This window comes from Alphaproteobacteria bacterium, from assembly GCA_025800285.1.
Classification (GTDB): Bacteria; Pseudomonadota; Alphaproteobacteria; order JAOXRX01; family JAOXRX01; genus JAOXRX01.
Map to the genome: position 1 here is coordinate 26177 of JAOXRX010000019.1, position 15952 is coordinate 42128.

Below are 15952 nucleotides of genomic sequence, written 5' to 3' on the forward strand. Positions count from 1 at the left end.
AAATATGAAAGTTTTAAAGTTTATTGCAATTATGATGTTGGTTACTATATCAGCGGCTTATGCAGAAAATCCTGAGGTTGTTGCTGAAGTTATGCAAAATGGAGAAAATATGGCATCTGTTGATGCTGCAATTTCTCAAGAGATGGATCTGTCAACAGAATTAAGTTTTTTAGATGTTATGTTTAAATTTTTAGCATCTGGAATATTAGCATTTGTTCTGTCAATATCTTGCCCTAAGTTCTTTAAGAAAACAAGTAAGATTTTATTAGAAAAAAGCAAGTTGAAAATTTTAGGTGATGCTTTACTTACATCTGCGGTTTTAGTTTTAATAATGTCTGTAGGTTTTTTAGCAGTAGTTGGATCAGGTATCTCTGCTATAATATTAGGGGCTATTTTAATAATTTATTCTATGTCTTTGCCTGTTTTCAGTATAGGGATTCTAGAATGGTTATATGAAAAAAAGAATGTGAAATTTGATAAGCTATCTACATTAAATAAATTAATCTCTTTATTATCTATTAACTTAATTATTATGGTATTTGTATTACCTCTGTATTTAATGATTCCTGCTACTTCTATAAATATAGCAGAGGGGCAAATAAAAGTGAATTTAGTTGCAAATGCAGTTGTGTCTCTATTTAGCTTATTTGGTATGGGTATGATTACTATGCAAATTAAAGAAACTATAAAAAAGAATAAGAAGAAATTATAATGAAAAAAGAAATACCTACAGCTGAAGAAATACTAGAGTTTATATCTGAATCAAATTTACCAGCTCATAAAAATGAAATAGCTAAGTCCTTTCACTTAAGAGGTGCTGATAGAGTTGAGTTGAAAGCAATATTGAAACAATTGCTAGATGATAAATTAATAGTTAAGTCTGGAGCAAAAAGCTATGTTGCAGTAGAGGCTACAGTTGCCGAGTCTTCTGTGATAGAAGTTGTTAGAATAGATAAAAACGGAGAGCTTATAGGATATCCTGTAAAAGGAGAAAAGTTAGGTAATACGAAAATTTATGTTAATACTAATGACGGACAAATTAAACCAGGTGATAGAGTTCTAGGTAAGTGCCGAAGAGATGATTCTACAGGTCATTTTGAAGCAAATGAAGTTAGAAAAATTAGGCATCATAGTGAAAATGACATTATTTGTACATATAAGATAAATAAAGATGGAGAGAGAACTCTTATACCTTCTGATAGAAAAAATAAAAGAGTTTATTTCTTAGATAAAAAAGAATCTGAAAATCTTAATGATGGAGATTTAGTAGAAGCTAAAATAACTCCTTCTCCTGCTTATGAAAGAAGAGAAAAGATTAGAATTGTTAGAAAAATAGCTGATAAAAATGATCCTCATGCTATTAGTTTAATATCAATTAACTCTTATGAGATACCTAATGAATTTTCTCCTGAGGCTATGCAACAAGCAAAAGAGAACTCAGTTCCAGAATTAGGAGATAGAGAAGATTTAAGAGATACTCCTCTTATAACAATTGATGGGGCAGATGCTAGAGATTTTGATGATGCTGTCTATGCAAAAGAAACAAAAGACGGTTTTGATATAATTGTAGCAATCGCTGATGTATCTTACTATGTTAGACCCAATTCTGTTTTGGATAGAGAGGCTTATGAAAGAGGTAACTCTACATACTTCCCAGATAGAGTGGTTCCAATGTTGCCAGAAGGATTATCAAATGACATGTGTTCATTAATGCCTCATGTTGATAGAGCATGTATGGCTTGTCATATGAAAATAGATAAAGATGGAAATATAAAAAGCCATTACTTTAAAAGAGCTCTTATGAATTCAAAAGCAAGATTAACTTATGAACAAGCTCAAAACGGCATTGATTTCTATGTTAAAGGAGAAGGGCAGTTAGATCCTAAGGTTAAGCCTATCATGGACGATGTTATAATCCCTTTATATAAAGCATATCAGTCTTTCTTAAAAGCAAGAAACTCTAGGCAGTGTTTGGAGCTAAATCTACCAGAAAGAGAAGTTAAACTAGATAGAAAAACTAATACAATTGGGAGTATAACTGTTAAAGCCAGATATGAAGCTCATAAGCTTATTGAGGAATTTATGGTCGCTGCAAATGTAGCTGCTGCTGAAACTCTTAAAAAGCATACTTGTATATATAGAGTGCATGATAAACCTGACCCTGAGAGATTGATGAATGTTAGAGCCTTTATTTCTGAAATAGGTTATTCTTTAACTTCAAAAGAGGAGATAACATCAAGACACTTAAACCAACTATTGGCTAAAGTTGAAGGTAAACCAGAAGCTCCTTTGATTAACGAAATTGTTTTAAGATCTCAATCTCAAGCTGTTTATGGCTCATACAATATTGGGCATTTTGGACTTTCTTTAGAAGAATATGCTCACTTTACTTCGCCAATTAGAAGATATGCTGATTTAATAGTGCATAGATCTTTAGTGAAAGAACTTGGATTAGGCGAGGGCGGATTAACAGATTCAGAAATTGAGACCGTTGAAGAAATCTCTGATCATATATCAATAACAGAGAGAAGATCTGTCGCTGCTGAGAGAGATGCAAAAGCTAGGTATATAGCAATGTATTTATCAGAAAATATTGGGGCTGTGTTCCCTGGTAGAATATCAGGTATATCTAATAGAGGTATATTTATAGAACTTGATGAATCTGGTGCTGAAGGATTTATCCCTATGAAATCTTTATCTGATGATTATTATATCCATGATGAAAAAAATCATTGTTTAGTGGGTAAAAGAAAAGGTAATGTTTATAGATTGACTGCAAAAATTAAAGTAAAAGTTGCAGAGGCAAGTGGATTGAATGCTTCAACTCTTTTTGAAGTTGTTGGAACAAAAGGGGCAGATATTCCTTGGTTAAAAGATAGTAAAATACCTGGTGTTAAAAAATCTAGAAGAAACTCTGGGAATAAGGGTAAATACAATAAGAAAAGAAAAAGAAAGTAATATATTTTATAATTATTTAAAGATTTAATTTTAAAGCCTTGAATTATTTGAGGCTTTTTTTAATCTAATTTTTTTTAGTCATGCCCACTTTTCCCGTTATTTCTGCTATTTTTTTCATTCCTCTCTCCTTCAGCATAACAATCGCTAGCAGAAGAATCTTCTTGTGTTACGGATACCCTCTCTACTCTGTCATTCTTAACTGACACACTTGTGTGGTAGTGAAGAATCTCATTGTGCAACTGGATATAAACCTATATTTAATCAATTCAGTCATTCTGAACGACTGCGAGGAGTCGAAGAATCTCATTGTGCAACTGGATATAAACCTATATTTAATCAATTCAGTCATTCTGAGCGACTGCGAGGAGTCGAAGAATCTCATTGTGTTACAGGATATGAATTCACATTACACAAGCACGAAAAGATTCTTCCTTGCACTTAGAATGGCGGAGGAGAGGGAGGAATGACGATAATGACAGAGAAGTGGAGAGTCTGTATGACGAAAAAGGGAAAGATGATAGGGTAAGTGAAAGATGATTGAAACCAAATAGGTGTTTATATTTCTTCAATTTCTTTGTCTATGAATTTCATAAATCTCTCATCAAAGTTTTTTATCTTCTCTAATTTGACACTATAACAAGCTTTTAAAGCATGTTGAGCTTCAGCAAATTCAAATAATTTATATAAGCTATCTTTTGAAAACTTGTTTTCTAAATTATATTTTATTAGGTTTTCATTGTATTCTATTTCTGTAACGAGAGCTTTTTTACTGTTTTTCATCATTTTCAGAGTTTCTTCTGCTAGAAAGTCTAATATGATAGCATGATCATCATTTTTTATCAAAACAGCATGAGGGCTATCGTCTCCATATATTATTTTTGCATCACTATCTGGTTGAGATGATTTATCGTTATACATGATAACAAACATAACTTCTCCATCCTTGTTTTGAATGGATAAAAAGTCTTTAGCTATTGTAATCTCTTTATCTATCATTTAAGCATAAACTCCTGGAATTTTTAATTTTTGCATTACAGCTTTTTCTTCGGCTCTATTTTTGTTTTTTAGAGCATTCATTACTACTGCCGTTGCAAAACCTAATACACCTGGTAAAGCAATGGCTCCACCTGTTAAAAATGAAGTTACAGATGAGACTATAACTCCAGCTCCTAATTCTTTCAGTTCATCTTTAAAAGCTGTTTTAAGATGTTGAATATTTTGCTGTACTTTTCTCCAGTGAGATCCGTTATATACAACTATTTGAGGAGATTTTTTTATGAATTTCTTCACATCTTGTAGTATCTCTTTTTCAACATATCCCTCAGACATGGCTTAACCTCCATTTATAATTTATGTATCATTATAACATTAAATGAATAAGATATGCAATAGTAAATTAATTAAATCTTGCTTTTTTCTTCAAAATGAGATATAAAAATCGCATGAAATTAGAACATATAAGAAACTTTTCGATAATAGCTCATATTGACCACGGTAAATCTACTGTGGCAGATAGACTTATTCATATGTGTGGGGGCTTGACATCTAGAGAAATGTCAGAGCAAGTTCTTGATAATATGGATATAGAAAAAGAGAGAGGTATTACGATTAAATCTCAAACTGTGAGATTGGATTACAAAGCAAAAGACGGTAAAGATTATCAATTAAATCTTATGGATACTCCTGGGCATGTTGACTTCGCTTATGAAGTTAGTCGTTCTTTAGCATCTTGTGAAGGCTCTTTACTTATAGTTGATGCATCTCAAGGGGTTGAGGCTCAAACTTTAGCTAATGTTTATAAGGCTATTGAAAACGATCATGAAATCATTCCAGTTATAAATAAAATTGACTTACCCGCTGCTGATGTAGATAGAGTTAAAAAGCAAATTGAAGATGTTATCGGTATTGATGCATCTGATGCAGCTTTAGTATCTGGTAAAACAGGCGAGGGTATGGATGATTTGCTAGAAAAGATTGTTACAAAACTACCTTGTCCTGAAGGAGAATATGACAAACCATTGCAAGCTTTGCTAGTTGATAGTTGGTATGATGCTTATTTAGGTGTTGTTATTCTTGTTAGAGTTATGCAAGGAACTCTTAAAAAAGGTCAGAAGATTAAATTTATGCAACAGGGAGTTGTAAGAGAGGCAGATAGAGTAGGTATCTTTACTCCTAAGCATGTTATAACAAATGAGCTAAAAGCTGGAGAAATGGGCTTTATAACTGCTCAAATGAAGAATATATCAGAAACATCTGTTGGTGATACTATAACTACAGAGAAAAATCCTTGTCCAAAACCTTTGGACGGATTCCATCCTTCTATACCAGTTGTTTTCTGTTCTTTATTTCCAGTAGAAGCAAATGATTTTGAAACATTAAGAGCATCTCTAGGTAAACTTGCTCTTAACGATGCAAGCTTTAAATTTGAAATGGAGACTTCTCAAGCATTAGGTTTTGGGTTTAGATGTGGTTTCTTAGGTCTTCTTCATATGGAGATTATACAAGAAAGACTTGAAAGAGAGTTTGATTTAGATCTTGTGGCAACTGCTCCTTCTGTTGTTTATAAAATTAAATTAACAAATGGTGAGGAAATGGATTTATATAATCCTGTTGATATGCCAGATGTTCAAAAAATAGAATCAATATCAGAACCTTGGATTAGAGCAACTATAATGACTCCAGATACATATTTGGGACCATTGCTAACTCTTTGCCAGCAAAGAAGAGGTGAGCAAATTGATTTAACTTATGTTGGTTCTAGAGCAATGTTGGTATATAAACTTCCTCTGAATGAAGTTGTGTTTGACTTCTATGATAGAGTTAAGTCTTTATCTCAAGGTTATGCAAGTTTTGATTATGAAATAGATGAGTATAGAACTGGTAATCTTGTTAAATTAACTATTTTAGTTAATGGAGAAGATGTTGACTCCTTGTCTATGATTGTTCATAAGGATTATGCTGAAAGTCGTGGTAGAAGACTTTGTGAAAAATTAAAAACTCTTATACCTAGGCAGTTATTTAAAATTGCTATTCAAGCAGCAATCGGTGGTAAGGTTGTAGCTAGAGAAACTCTTTCTGCTATGAGAAAAGATGTTACTGCAAAATGTTATGGTGGTGATATCTCTCGTAAGAGAAAATTGTTAGAAAAGCAGAAAAAAGGTAAAAAGAGAATGCGATCTATAGGTAATGTTGATATACCTCAAAAAGCATTTATTGCTGCTCTAAAGATGGATGAATAAGGAATAGTTATCAAATGTCAGAATTTATAAAGATATTGATATTCTCTTGGTTAGCAGGATTAATGGCATTTATAGGTGGCTTTATATCTCATTTAGAAGGAAGTATGGAAACCGAAAAGAAACAAGAGATGGTTCATGCTATTGTTGCTTTTGGTGGAGGTATATTACTATCAGCCACCGCTTTTACTTTGGTTCCTGAAGCTATGAAGGATTTATCACCTAATTTAATGTTTGTAACTTTATGTGTAGGCGGAATCTTTTTCTCTATACTTGATTATTTAATAAGTAAATCAGGACATAGTAAAGCTCAGTTTATGGCTATGCTAATGGATTTTATCCCAGAGTCTTTAGTTCTTGGAGTGGTATGGATACATAATCCTCATTTAGGAGCTTTGCTGGCTTTATTTATAGGTTTGCAGAATTTACCAGAAGGCTTTAATGCATTTAGAGAGCTCGATGAGGGTAATTCTAAAAATACTTTGATAAATTTATTATTGATAAGCTTTTTAGGACCTGTTTTTGCTATGTTGGGATTTTGGGTGTTAAAAGATAGTGTATTTACTACATCGCTAATTTTGGCTTTTGCTAGCGGTGGTATTTTATATTTAATATTTGAGGATATTGCTCCAGCTTCTGTTATGTTAAAACACAGAACTCCTCCGTTAGGTGCTGTTTTAGGTTTCGCAGTAGGAGTATTCGCAAAACAATTACTTTTATAGTCATTTGCTTTATTAATTTATATTGTTTTTATCGCTATTTTGTGATATAATGTCTCTTATTAATTATAAAAAGGAGAAGGTTTAATGCAAACCAATAATATAATAACAGAAGAAGATAAAGCTAATCTTGTGTTATCAGAAAAGATTGTAGAAAGAGAATTAAAGCAAGTTTTTATTGAAGCTAGTGATATATATAAAAATATAAAGGCAAAATATGAAGAGCTTCCTGTTCCGTTGCAGAAATCTCTTAAAATATTAGATGCTAAAGTGAAAGAAAAAGCAAGATGCCAAGATGATAATATGAATATTGATCTGCTTTTTTTAGAAGATGTTTCTGATAAAGAGTTAAAAGTAATTTCAAAAATAGTAAATAATTATGAAGCTTTAGCTATTAAAGAATGCTCAATTTCTAATTTAAGAAGTCAAATAGCTTTTAAAGTAGAAGACGGAGAATTAAAGTTAAAAAGAAATAGACCTTTTAAAAAGGGAATTGATGTAGCTCAAACTAAAATTAGATTGATTTCTTCTTTAGGTGAAATTATTTCTGATTGTATTGCTGATAGAGAAAATAATTCAGAGAATAGCAATGAACGAGAAATAGAGAGAATATTAAATAGAAATAAGGGGCGAACTCTAAAAGATTTAAGAAATAATATTTAATAATTGATTTATTAAAAAAGCTCTTGTTGAAAAACAAGAGCTTTTAAAATTAATTGCTGCTACCAACAACCGGTATTTCTACTGTTATAGAGTTAGAAGTTTTTTTAGTGATTACAGGTCTAGGTTTTTCTCCTGCTTTTAAAGGTTCACTTGTTATCTCTTTCCCATCTAAAGTTCTAGCTGATAGTTTAACTTTTGGTTGTTTATAAGCTGATTTTATATTTCTTTTTTTAGTTTCTTTAGTTGTTGTTTCTTGTGTTGTTGCAATTTTTGAAGCCGCTATTATTGATAATAATAAAGGTGCTTTGATTAAAAATTTTTTCATTTTATTTTTTTTCATATTTCACTCCTGTTTTTTTATTTAATAAATGGCATTATAGCATAAAACTGTATAAAGGCAATAAAAAAGCTCTTGTTGAAAAACAAGAGCTTTAATATTTTAATAACAATATTAATTGTTATTTAGCTTCTTTACCAAAATTCGCAATATAGTCAAAGATTTTAAATTTGTTTTCAGCATCTTTAGCAGCTTTTTCTGCTAGAGCATCATAACGATCTTTATCTTTCTTTTCTGCAATTTTGAATCTTGTTTCTTTTTGCATATACTCCGCAAGTTTACCGTTAGGAGCTCTGGAATCCATAGCTAATCCATTTACAGGACTATATCTATATAATTGCCAGTGACCAGCAGCAACAGCTTCTTTTTGGTGTGTTAAGCCATCGCCTAGAGTATACCCATGAGCAATACAATGAGAATAAGCAAGGATAATTGATGGACCATCAAATGCTTCAGCTTCTTTTATTGCTTTTATTGCTTGCATTGGATTCGCTCCAAAAGCTATTTTAGCAACAAAGACATTTCCGTGAATCATTGATTCTAAGCCCATATCTTTTTTAGTTCTATCTTTACCAGCAGCAGCAAACTTAGCAGAAGCTCCAATTGGAGTAGCTTTTGATGCTTGTCCACCAGTATTAGCATAAACTTCATTATCCATAACCATGATGTTTACATTCTCGCCAGAGTTAAGAACATGATCTAAACCGCCATATCCTATGTCATAAGCCCAACCATCACCACCTATAATCCATACAGATTTTTTAACTAGATAGTCTGCAACTTCAAGAAGTTCTTTTGCTAGCTCTGAAGAGTCATTTGCTAATTTTTCTTTTAGCTGATTTACTCTTTCTCTTTGAGCTTCAATACCTTCTTCTGTTGATTGATCAGCTGTTAAAATGTCTTCACAATTACAGTACTCTTTAACAAGTCTTTCTGCTTGAGCTTTTTTGCCATTTACAGCTACTCTCATACCCATACCGAATTCTGCATTGTCTTCAAATAGAGAGTTAGCCCATGCTGGACCTCTGCCATTTTCATCTTTACAGTAAGGAGTTGTAGGTAAATTACCACCATATATTGAAGAGCATCCAGTAGCATTAGCTATAAACATTCTGTCTCCAAATAGTTGAGTTATTAACTTGATGTATGGAGTTTCTCCACAACCTGCACAAGCACCTGAGTATTCCATATATGGTTGTAGTGATGATACTCCTGCAATTGTAGGAGGGTTTTCACTCGCTTTGTTTTCAGGCAATTGAGAGAAACATTTAAATTGAGCTGATTCTTTAGCTACAACATCTAGTTTATTCTGCATATTAATAGCTTTTTCTTCAGGGTTTTCTCTATTTTTACCTAAGCAAGCATGAACACATAATCCACAACCTGTACAGTCTTCAGGAGAAACTTGAACAACAAATTTTTTATCTGTTCCTCTTGGTTGAATTACTTGCATTCCTTCTGCTTCTAACTTAGCTGCTTCCTCATCTGTTACAAATTTAGTTCTAATAGCAGAGTGAGGGCAAACAAATGAACACATACCACATGCGATACAGTGCTCAGGCATCCATACAGGAACTTCTGGAGCAATATCTCTTTTTTCATATTTTGATGTAGCAGTTGGCCAAACACCATCTGCAGGCATTGCTGATACAGGAAGGTCATCACCTTTACCTTCAATCATTTTACCTATTACATCTCTTACGAAATCAGGAGCATCTGCAGGAACAGGTAGCTTCATTTCAATTTCTGATGTAGCTTCAGCAGGAACTTCAACTTTTTCAAGATTCTCTAATGTTCCGTCAACAGCAGCAAAGTTTCTTTCAACTAGTGTTTGAGACTTTTTACCATAAGTTTTTTGAATTGATTCTTTAATTAATTCAATAGCTTTATCTTTCTCAATAATATTAGCTAGAGCAAAATAACATGTTTGCATAATTGTGTTAATTCTTGTTCCCATCTGTGCTTTTTTAGCAACAGGAAGAGCATCAATTACATAAAAATCTAATTTTTTATCTATAATTTGAGATTGAACCATTCTTGGAAGTTTGTCCCAAACATCTTTAGCTGAATAAGGAGAGTTTAACAAGAATGTTGCTCCTTCAGCTGCTCTTGATAAAACATCAATTTTTTCTAAAAAGTTAAATTGATGACATGCTACAAAGTTAGCTTGATTGATTGCATAAGATGATTTTATAACTTCTGGAGAGAATCTTAAGTGAGAACATGTAATACCACCAGATTTCTTAGAATCATATATGAAGTATGCTTGAGCATAGTTATCTGTTGAGCCTCCAATGATTTTAATAGAGTTTTTATTCGCTCCAACAGTTCCGTCAGATCCTAATCCATAGAATATAGCTTTATTAACTTTATCATCTTTAACATGGAAATTAGCATCATAATCTAAAGATGTATTTGTTACATCATCATTTATACCAATTGTAAAATGTTTTTTAGGTTCTGATTTATCTAGCTCATCATAAATTGCTTTAATCATAGCAGGATTAAATTCTTTAGATGAAAGTCCATATCTACCACCAATAATAGCTCTGTCTTTAATGTTATTTTCTTCTAATACAGAAACTATATCCAGATATAATGGCTCTCCAATAGAACCTGATTCTTTAGTTCTATCTAATACAGCTATCTTCTTAGCTGTTTCTGGAAGTGCTTTTATAAATGCATCTTTAGGGAATGGACGATAAAGTCTAACTTTTAATAATCCTAACTTTGTTCCCATGTTTGAATTCATATAGTTTATAGTTTCTTCAATTGCTTCAGCAGCAGATCCCATAACTACTATTACTTTTTCTGCATCTTCTGGACCAATATAATCTACTAAATTATATTTTCTTCCAACTACAGTGGAGAATTTATCCATAGCTTTTTGAGTTTCCTCTAAAGCTAAATCATAATATTTGTTTGCAGCTTCTCTTGATTGGAAGTATGTATCTGGGTTTTGAGCAGTTCCTCTTAGAGTAGGAGTATCAGGAGTTAGACATCTAGATTTAAACTCTTTTATTTTATCTGCATCAATTAATTCTCTTAGTTGATCGTTTGAAATCATCTCTATTTTTGATATTTCATGAGATGTTCTGAAACCATCAAAGAAGTGTAAGAATGGCACTCTTGATTTTAATGTTGCCATATTTGCTATAGCAGCCATATCATGAGCTTCTTGCACAGAGTTTGATGATAGCATCGCGAATCCAGCTTGTCTAACAGCCATAACATCAGAGTGATCTCCAAATATAGATAATGAACTGTATGCAATAGATCTAGCAGCAACATGCATAACAAATGGAGTAAGTTCTCCAGCGATTTTATACATGTTAGGTAGCATTAAAAGCAACCCTTGTGATGCTGTATAAGTAGTTGTTAATGAACCAGCCATTAAAGAACCGTGAACCGCACCTGCAGCTCCAGCTTCTGATTGCATTTCTACAACTTGATGATTATTTCCAAAAATGTTTTTTTCTTCATTCGCTGCCCAAGTATCCGCAAACTCTCCCATTGGAGATGATGGAGTAATTGGGTAAATGATTGATGTTTCGTTTAGCCTGTAGGCGACACTGGCCGCGGCTTCACAGCCATCAAGAGTCTTCATTTCTGACATTTTTTCCTCTTTTCTATTTTTGTTTGATTTTAATTAAACGAATAATCGTTTAAGAAAATTTATAACATTTCTATTTTTAAAAATCAATTTTTTTGTAATAAAAAATAACTGCTTTTTTGTTAAGCAGTTATTATTGTTTATATTGTGTAATTATTTGAACTATTATTACTTTTTACAGGTGGTTTTTTAACCGTTTGTGTGGATATATCTTTAGGTGTTTTAATCTCTGAATAACTAGGCATTTTTGAGTATGGACTTGCATCATCTAGAAATTTAATTTGATGAGCCATTACCATTAATCCAGAGACGAGAGCAGCAACAGAATAAACAAAATCATCTGATTTTATGAAGTTTAAAAAGTCTTTTCTTTTTCTTTGTTTGTTTTCCTCTTCTGAAACAGTAGAGTTATTTTTAAGTTGTTCTAGAATACTATTATTTGTGTTCTGCATTTTTATCTCCAAGTTATTAAAAATATAGCTTATTATATCATGAAAATAGTGATATATCAAATACTTTGTTTAAAATATCGGTTTTATTTGACTTTTTATAGCAAATGTTATATGTTTTATCCCTATTAATTATATATAAATCAGAAAGGAAAAGATTATGCCAGCTAAAAGTATGGAAGAATTAGTATCATTATGTAAAAGAAGAGGGTTTATTTTTCCTGGCTCAGAAATTTATGGTGGTTTAAAAGGTACTTATGATTATGGTCCTTTAGGTATAGAATTAAAAAATAATCTTAAGAGAGCTTGGTGGAGCTCTATGGTTTATGAAAGAGATGATATAGAAGGTATTGATGCAGCTCTTTTGAGTAATAGACTTATTTGGAAATATTCTGGTCATGAAGGCGGTTTTTCAGATCCTCTAGTTGAATGTAAAGATTGTCACCTAAGATTTAGAGAAGATAAAATGAAAGATAAGACTAAATGTGATAACTGTGGATCTTCTAATCTTACAGAACCGAGAGAATTTAAGCTTATGTTAGAAACAAATGTTGGTCCAGTTGCTAATGATGAATCTTTAGTTTATTTAAGACCTGAAACAGCTCAAGCTATATTTGTTAATTTTAAAAATGTGGTTGATTCTTGCTCTAAAAAAATTCCTTTTGGTATGTGTCAAGTTGGTAAATCTTTTAGAAATGAGATTACTCCAAGAAACTTTGTATTTCGTATGAGAGAGTTTGAACAAATGGAAATGCAATTTTATGTAAAACCAGGTACAGACGAAGAATGGCATGCAAAATGGGGTGAAACTCGTTTAGAATGGTGGAAAGAACAAGGTTTGTCTGCTGAAAATTTAAGAACTCATCCTCATGCAGAAGATGAATTAGCTCATTATGCTAAAGCTGCATATGATATAGAATATAAATTCCCACATGGTTTTGATGAAATGGAAGGTATTCATAATAGACAAGACTTCGATTTAGGATCTCATACTAAAAATCAAAAAGAATTTGATATTAAAGCTAAAGTGTTAGAAAATACCGACTCAAATACAAAACTAGCTATGATGGATGAAGAAACAAGAAAATGGTATATCCCATTTGTTATTGAAACATCTGCTGGTGTTGATAGAGGTTGTATAGCTGTTCTTAATGAAGCATACACAGAAGAGGATTTAGGAGACGGTAAGTCAAGAATAGTTCTTAAGCTTAAAAAACATTTATCTCCTATTAAAGTAGCGGTTATTCCTCTAAAGAAAAATAAGGAAGAGATTGTAGAAACTTGTAAAAAAGTTAAACAAGATTTACAAAAATTAGCAATTGGTAGAATTTTATATGAAAATACTGGTAATATAGGTAAAGCATATAGAAGACATGATGAAGTTGGAACTCCAATTTGTGTTACTGTTGATTTTGATTCTATTGAGGGAGATAACCCAACTGTTACAGTTAGAGATAGAGATACAATGGAACAGGTTAAGGTTCCTCTAGCTGAAATCACAGATTATGTGAAAAAATATTACAGTGAATAAAATTGTTGACTTTAATTTAATAAAGGAATATATTTAATTTATGATTAAAGTATTAGTAAAAAATAATTTCGTAGTTTGTTGTTGCACTTAAAAGCGACGAGATTGTTTTTGCTCAAAAAACAAAATATTAAGCGTCGCCTCTTATAAAATAGAGGCGGCTTTTTTATTCTAAAATGGAAAGTAAAAATATAGTTTTTATAACTCAAGATAATATTTATAGATATTTAAGTATAAAACTTTTGACAGACTTTTAAAAATAATGTAGAAATGTATATACAATAAGAAAGGATTAAATATGCAGTTATATAATACAATGACAAGAAAAACAGAAGAGTTACAACCAATGGACGGTAAAACCGTTAAAATGTACTGCTGTGGACCTACAGTTTATAGTGATGCTCATATTGGTAACTTGAGAAGTTATATATTTGAAGATATTCTGCATAAAACAATTGAACTAGCAGGATTTGATCTTAAACATGTAATGAACATTACAGATGTAGGTCATTTAACTAATGACGAGCTAGATACAGGAGAGGATAAAATGGTTAAAGCTGCGAAAGCTGCTAAAACTACAGTTCTTGATATAGCAAAGATGTATGAAGAGAAGTTTTTTAATGATTGTAAAAAACTTAGAATAGAGAGACCGTTTAAAACTCCAAGAGCTACAGAGTATGTTGGAAAAATGATTGCTTTTGCTAAAGCTTTAGAGGAAAAGGGCTATGCTTATCTTTCAGGAGGTAATTTGTATTTTGATACATCTAAATTTAAAAGATATGGACTGCTTTCAGGTCAGAAGATAGAGGATAGAAATCACGGAGAAAGAGTTGAGGTTGATGAAAACAAGAAAAATCAATCTGATTTTGTTCTTTGGTTTACTCAATCTAAATTTGAAGATCATGCTCTAAAATGGAACTCTCCATGGGGAGAGGGGTATCCGGGATGGCATTTAGAATGTTCTGTTATGTCTATGGACACATTGGGTGAAGAAATAGATATTCATTGCGGTGGAGTAGATAATCTATTCCCGCATCATGAAAATGAGATTGCTCAAAGTGAGGCATATACAGGTAAAAAATGGGTAAACTTCTGGTTGCATGGTGAGCACCTAAACCTTAAAGAAGGTAAAATGTCTAAATCAAAAGGGCATAAGTTTACGGTTTCTTCTCTAGAAGAGAAGGGGTATTTGCCAGAGCATTATAGATATTTATGCTTAACAGCTCATTATAGGACTCAATTAATATTTAGTTATGAGAATCTTGATAGTGCTAAAAATACTTATAATAATTTAGTAAAAAAGATTAAAGAACTAAAGAAAGAAGTAAGTGAAGATAGTAATTCTGAATTGTTAGATAGCTATATATTGAAGTTTAATAATTATTTATTTGATGATCTTAATTCTCCACGAGCATTGGCTACAATGTGGGAAGCATTAAAAGATGCTGAATTGTCTGCAAAAGATAAGTTAAATGTGATTTCTAATGCTGAAAAAGTATTTTCATTGGGATTAACAGAAATTGAAGTTGATGAAGCTTTAGAAATTCCAGAAGATGTTCAAGTTATGCTAGATCAAAGACGAGAAGCTAGAGCTAATAAAGATTGGGCTAAGTCAGATGAAATAAGAGATCACATTGCTTCAATGGGGTTTGCTGTTAAAGACACAAAAGATGGTCAAGAACTTTCAAGGATTTAAATTTATTAATGAATAGTTAATATTTTTTTAGTTTCTTGACAACCTTTTTAATAAAGGTATAAAATATTGTTATATTTTGTTTTTTTATTTGAAAAAGGGTTGTATGAAGGACAGAAAAATTGAAGTTTTTGACGTTCTAGAGCAAAGCTCTAAATGGAAAGTTGATTTTAAAGATGCTCTATCAGCTAGAGATGTCGATTTTTGGCATAAGTCCTTAAGGATTATCCTAATGTTTAAAAATTGCAAAGAGCCAACATTTTTGATTCAGAAAAATTCTTATTACTCTTTTAAATCAAAGGGCAAGTTTGATTTCTTTTCTACCTGCTATTATGAACATCATTCTGCTAGGTCATTAATAAAAGAGATGCTTGTGAAAAGAGTGGGTATTTATGATAAAGAATTGTCTAATATTGTTAATGGTGGTAAAAGTTTTGAAATAGGACTCTTTATAAAAGGGCAAAGGTGTTTAAGAGAAAAATCAATTTATTATACTTTATGGGCTGAGTTTGATAGAGAAATATCTGAGCTAAAATGGGATAAAAACGAAGTTAATAGTATTTGGAAAATAACTATAAGTGATTTTTGGCGAATAATAGATGGTTTTGAAGTAGATATAAAAGGTTTTAATGGGAAGAAACAAGTGATACAAAAAGTATCTATATGTGACTTTGCTGTTAAAACTGGCAAGTTTTATGAAAAAATACTTATAATGTCAGAGAGATACTTTTATAAAGAAAGAATAGCTGTTTAATA

General features: G+C 31.7%; 14 protein-coding genes. 8 read left to right on the forward strand and 6 right to left on the reverse strand.

Going from position 1 to position 15952, the window contains the following annotated elements; all coding sequences use genetic code 11:
• Positions 1 to 4: 4 nt before the first annotated feature.
• Both OIF36_00225 and rnr read left to right on the forward strand, forming a co-directional pair.
• Positions 5 to 712, forward strand: coding sequence for a hypothetical protein (locus OIF36_00225; GenBank protein ID MCV6598897.1), 708 nt, complete (start codon positions 5 to 7; stop codon positions 710 to 712).
• Positions 712 to 2958: a ribonuclease R gene (gene rnr, locus OIF36_00230; GenBank protein ID MCV6598898.1), complete on the forward strand. Its 2247-nt coding sequence runs from the start codon at positions 712 to 714 to the stop codon at positions 2956 to 2958. The genes OIF36_00225 and rnr overlap by 1 nt, the downstream gene beginning before the upstream one ends.
• A gap of 74 nt (positions 2959 to 3032) precedes the next feature.
• On the opposite strand, the gene OIF36_00235 is transcribed toward rnr, so the two are convergent.
• The 3 genes from OIF36_00235 to OIF36_00245 all read right to left on the reverse strand — a co-directional run bounded on the left by OIF36_00235 (position 3033) and on the right by OIF36_00245 (position 4287).
• On the reverse strand, positions 3033 to 3164 hold the full coding sequence (locus OIF36_00235) for a hypothetical protein (protein MCV6598899.1): 132 nt from the start codon (positions 3162 to 3164) through the stop codon (positions 3033 to 3035).
• Between the two features lie 349 nt (positions 3165 to 3513).
• Positions 3514 to 3954, reverse strand: a complete 441-nt coding sequence (locus tag OIF36_00240) for a hypothetical protein (GenBank protein MCV6598900.1) — start codon at positions 3952 to 3954, stop codon at positions 3514 to 3516.
• Positions 3955 to 4287 carry a hypothetical protein gene (locus OIF36_00245; GenBank protein MCV6598901.1) on the reverse strand — a complete coding sequence of 111 codons (333 nt, stop codon included), beginning with the start codon at positions 4285 to 4287 and terminating at the stop codon, positions 3955 to 3957.
• Positions 4288 to 4400: 113 nt separating this feature from the next.
• On the opposite strand from OIF36_00245, the gene lepA reads away from it, so the two are divergent.
• The 3 genes from lepA (at position 4401) to OIF36_00260 (ending at position 7576) form a co-directional block, all read left to right on the forward strand.
• Positions 4401 to 6197: a translation elongation factor 4 gene (gene lepA, locus OIF36_00250; GenBank protein ID MCV6598902.1), complete on the forward strand. Its 1797-nt coding sequence runs from the start codon at positions 4401 to 4403 to the stop codon at positions 6195 to 6197.
• 14 nt (positions 6198 to 6211) lie between these two features.
• Positions 6212 to 6916 (forward strand): divalent cation transporter, encoded by a 705-nt coding sequence (locus tag OIF36_00255; protein MCV6598903.1) that lies wholly within the window; start codon positions 6212 to 6214, stop codon positions 6914 to 6916.
• Between the two features lie 84 nt (positions 6917 to 7000).
• The gene (locus tag OIF36_00260) at positions 7001 to 7576 is read left to right on the forward strand and encodes a hypothetical protein (GenBank protein ID MCV6598904.1); all 576 of its coding nucleotides are present in this window, start codon (positions 7001 to 7003) and stop codon (positions 7574 to 7576) included.
• Between the two features lie 49 nt (positions 7577 to 7625).
• Here the strand turns inward: OIF36_00260 and OIF36_00265 are convergent, their stop codons facing one another.
• From OIF36_00265 to OIF36_00275, 3 genes are all read right to left on the reverse strand, one after another.
• Positions 7626 to 7916, reverse strand: a complete 291-nt coding sequence (locus OIF36_00265; GenBank protein ID MCV6598905.1) for a hypothetical protein — start codon at positions 7914 to 7916, stop codon at positions 7626 to 7628.
• 118 nt (positions 7917 to 8034) lie between these two features.
• The gene (gene nifJ, locus OIF36_00270; protein ID MCV6598906.1) at positions 8035 to 11529 is read right to left on the reverse strand and encodes a pyruvate:ferredoxin (flavodoxin) oxidoreductase; all 3495 of its coding nucleotides are present in this window, start codon (positions 11527 to 11529) and stop codon (positions 8035 to 8037) included.
• A gap of 137 nt (positions 11530 to 11666) precedes the next feature.
• Positions 11667 to 11978 (reverse strand): hypothetical protein, encoded by a 312-nt coding sequence (locus OIF36_00275; GenBank protein ID MCV6598907.1) that lies wholly within the window; start codon positions 11976 to 11978, stop codon positions 11667 to 11669.
• A gap of 157 nt (positions 11979 to 12135) precedes the next feature.
• Here OIF36_00275 and OIF36_00280 point away from each other — a divergent pair, with 157 nt between their 5' ends.
• The 3 genes from OIF36_00280 to OIF36_00290 all read left to right on the forward strand — a co-directional run bounded on the left by OIF36_00280 (position 12136) and on the right by OIF36_00290 (position 15950).
• Complete coding sequence (locus OIF36_00280) at positions 12136 to 13506, forward strand: glycine--tRNA ligase (protein MCV6598908.1); 1371 nt, start codon at positions 12136 to 12138, stop codon at positions 13504 to 13506.
• 295 nt (positions 13507 to 13801) lie between these two features.
• On the forward strand, positions 13802 to 15199 hold the full coding sequence (gene cysS / locus OIF36_00285) for a cysteine--tRNA ligase (GenBank protein ID MCV6598909.1): 1398 nt from the start codon (positions 13802 to 13804) through the stop codon (positions 15197 to 15199).
• Between the two features lie 103 nt (positions 15200 to 15302).
• Positions 15303 to 15950, forward strand: coding sequence for a hypothetical protein (locus OIF36_00290; GenBank protein MCV6598910.1), 648 nt, complete (start codon positions 15303 to 15305; stop codon positions 15948 to 15950).
• Positions 15951 to 15952 lie beyond the last annotated feature (2 nt).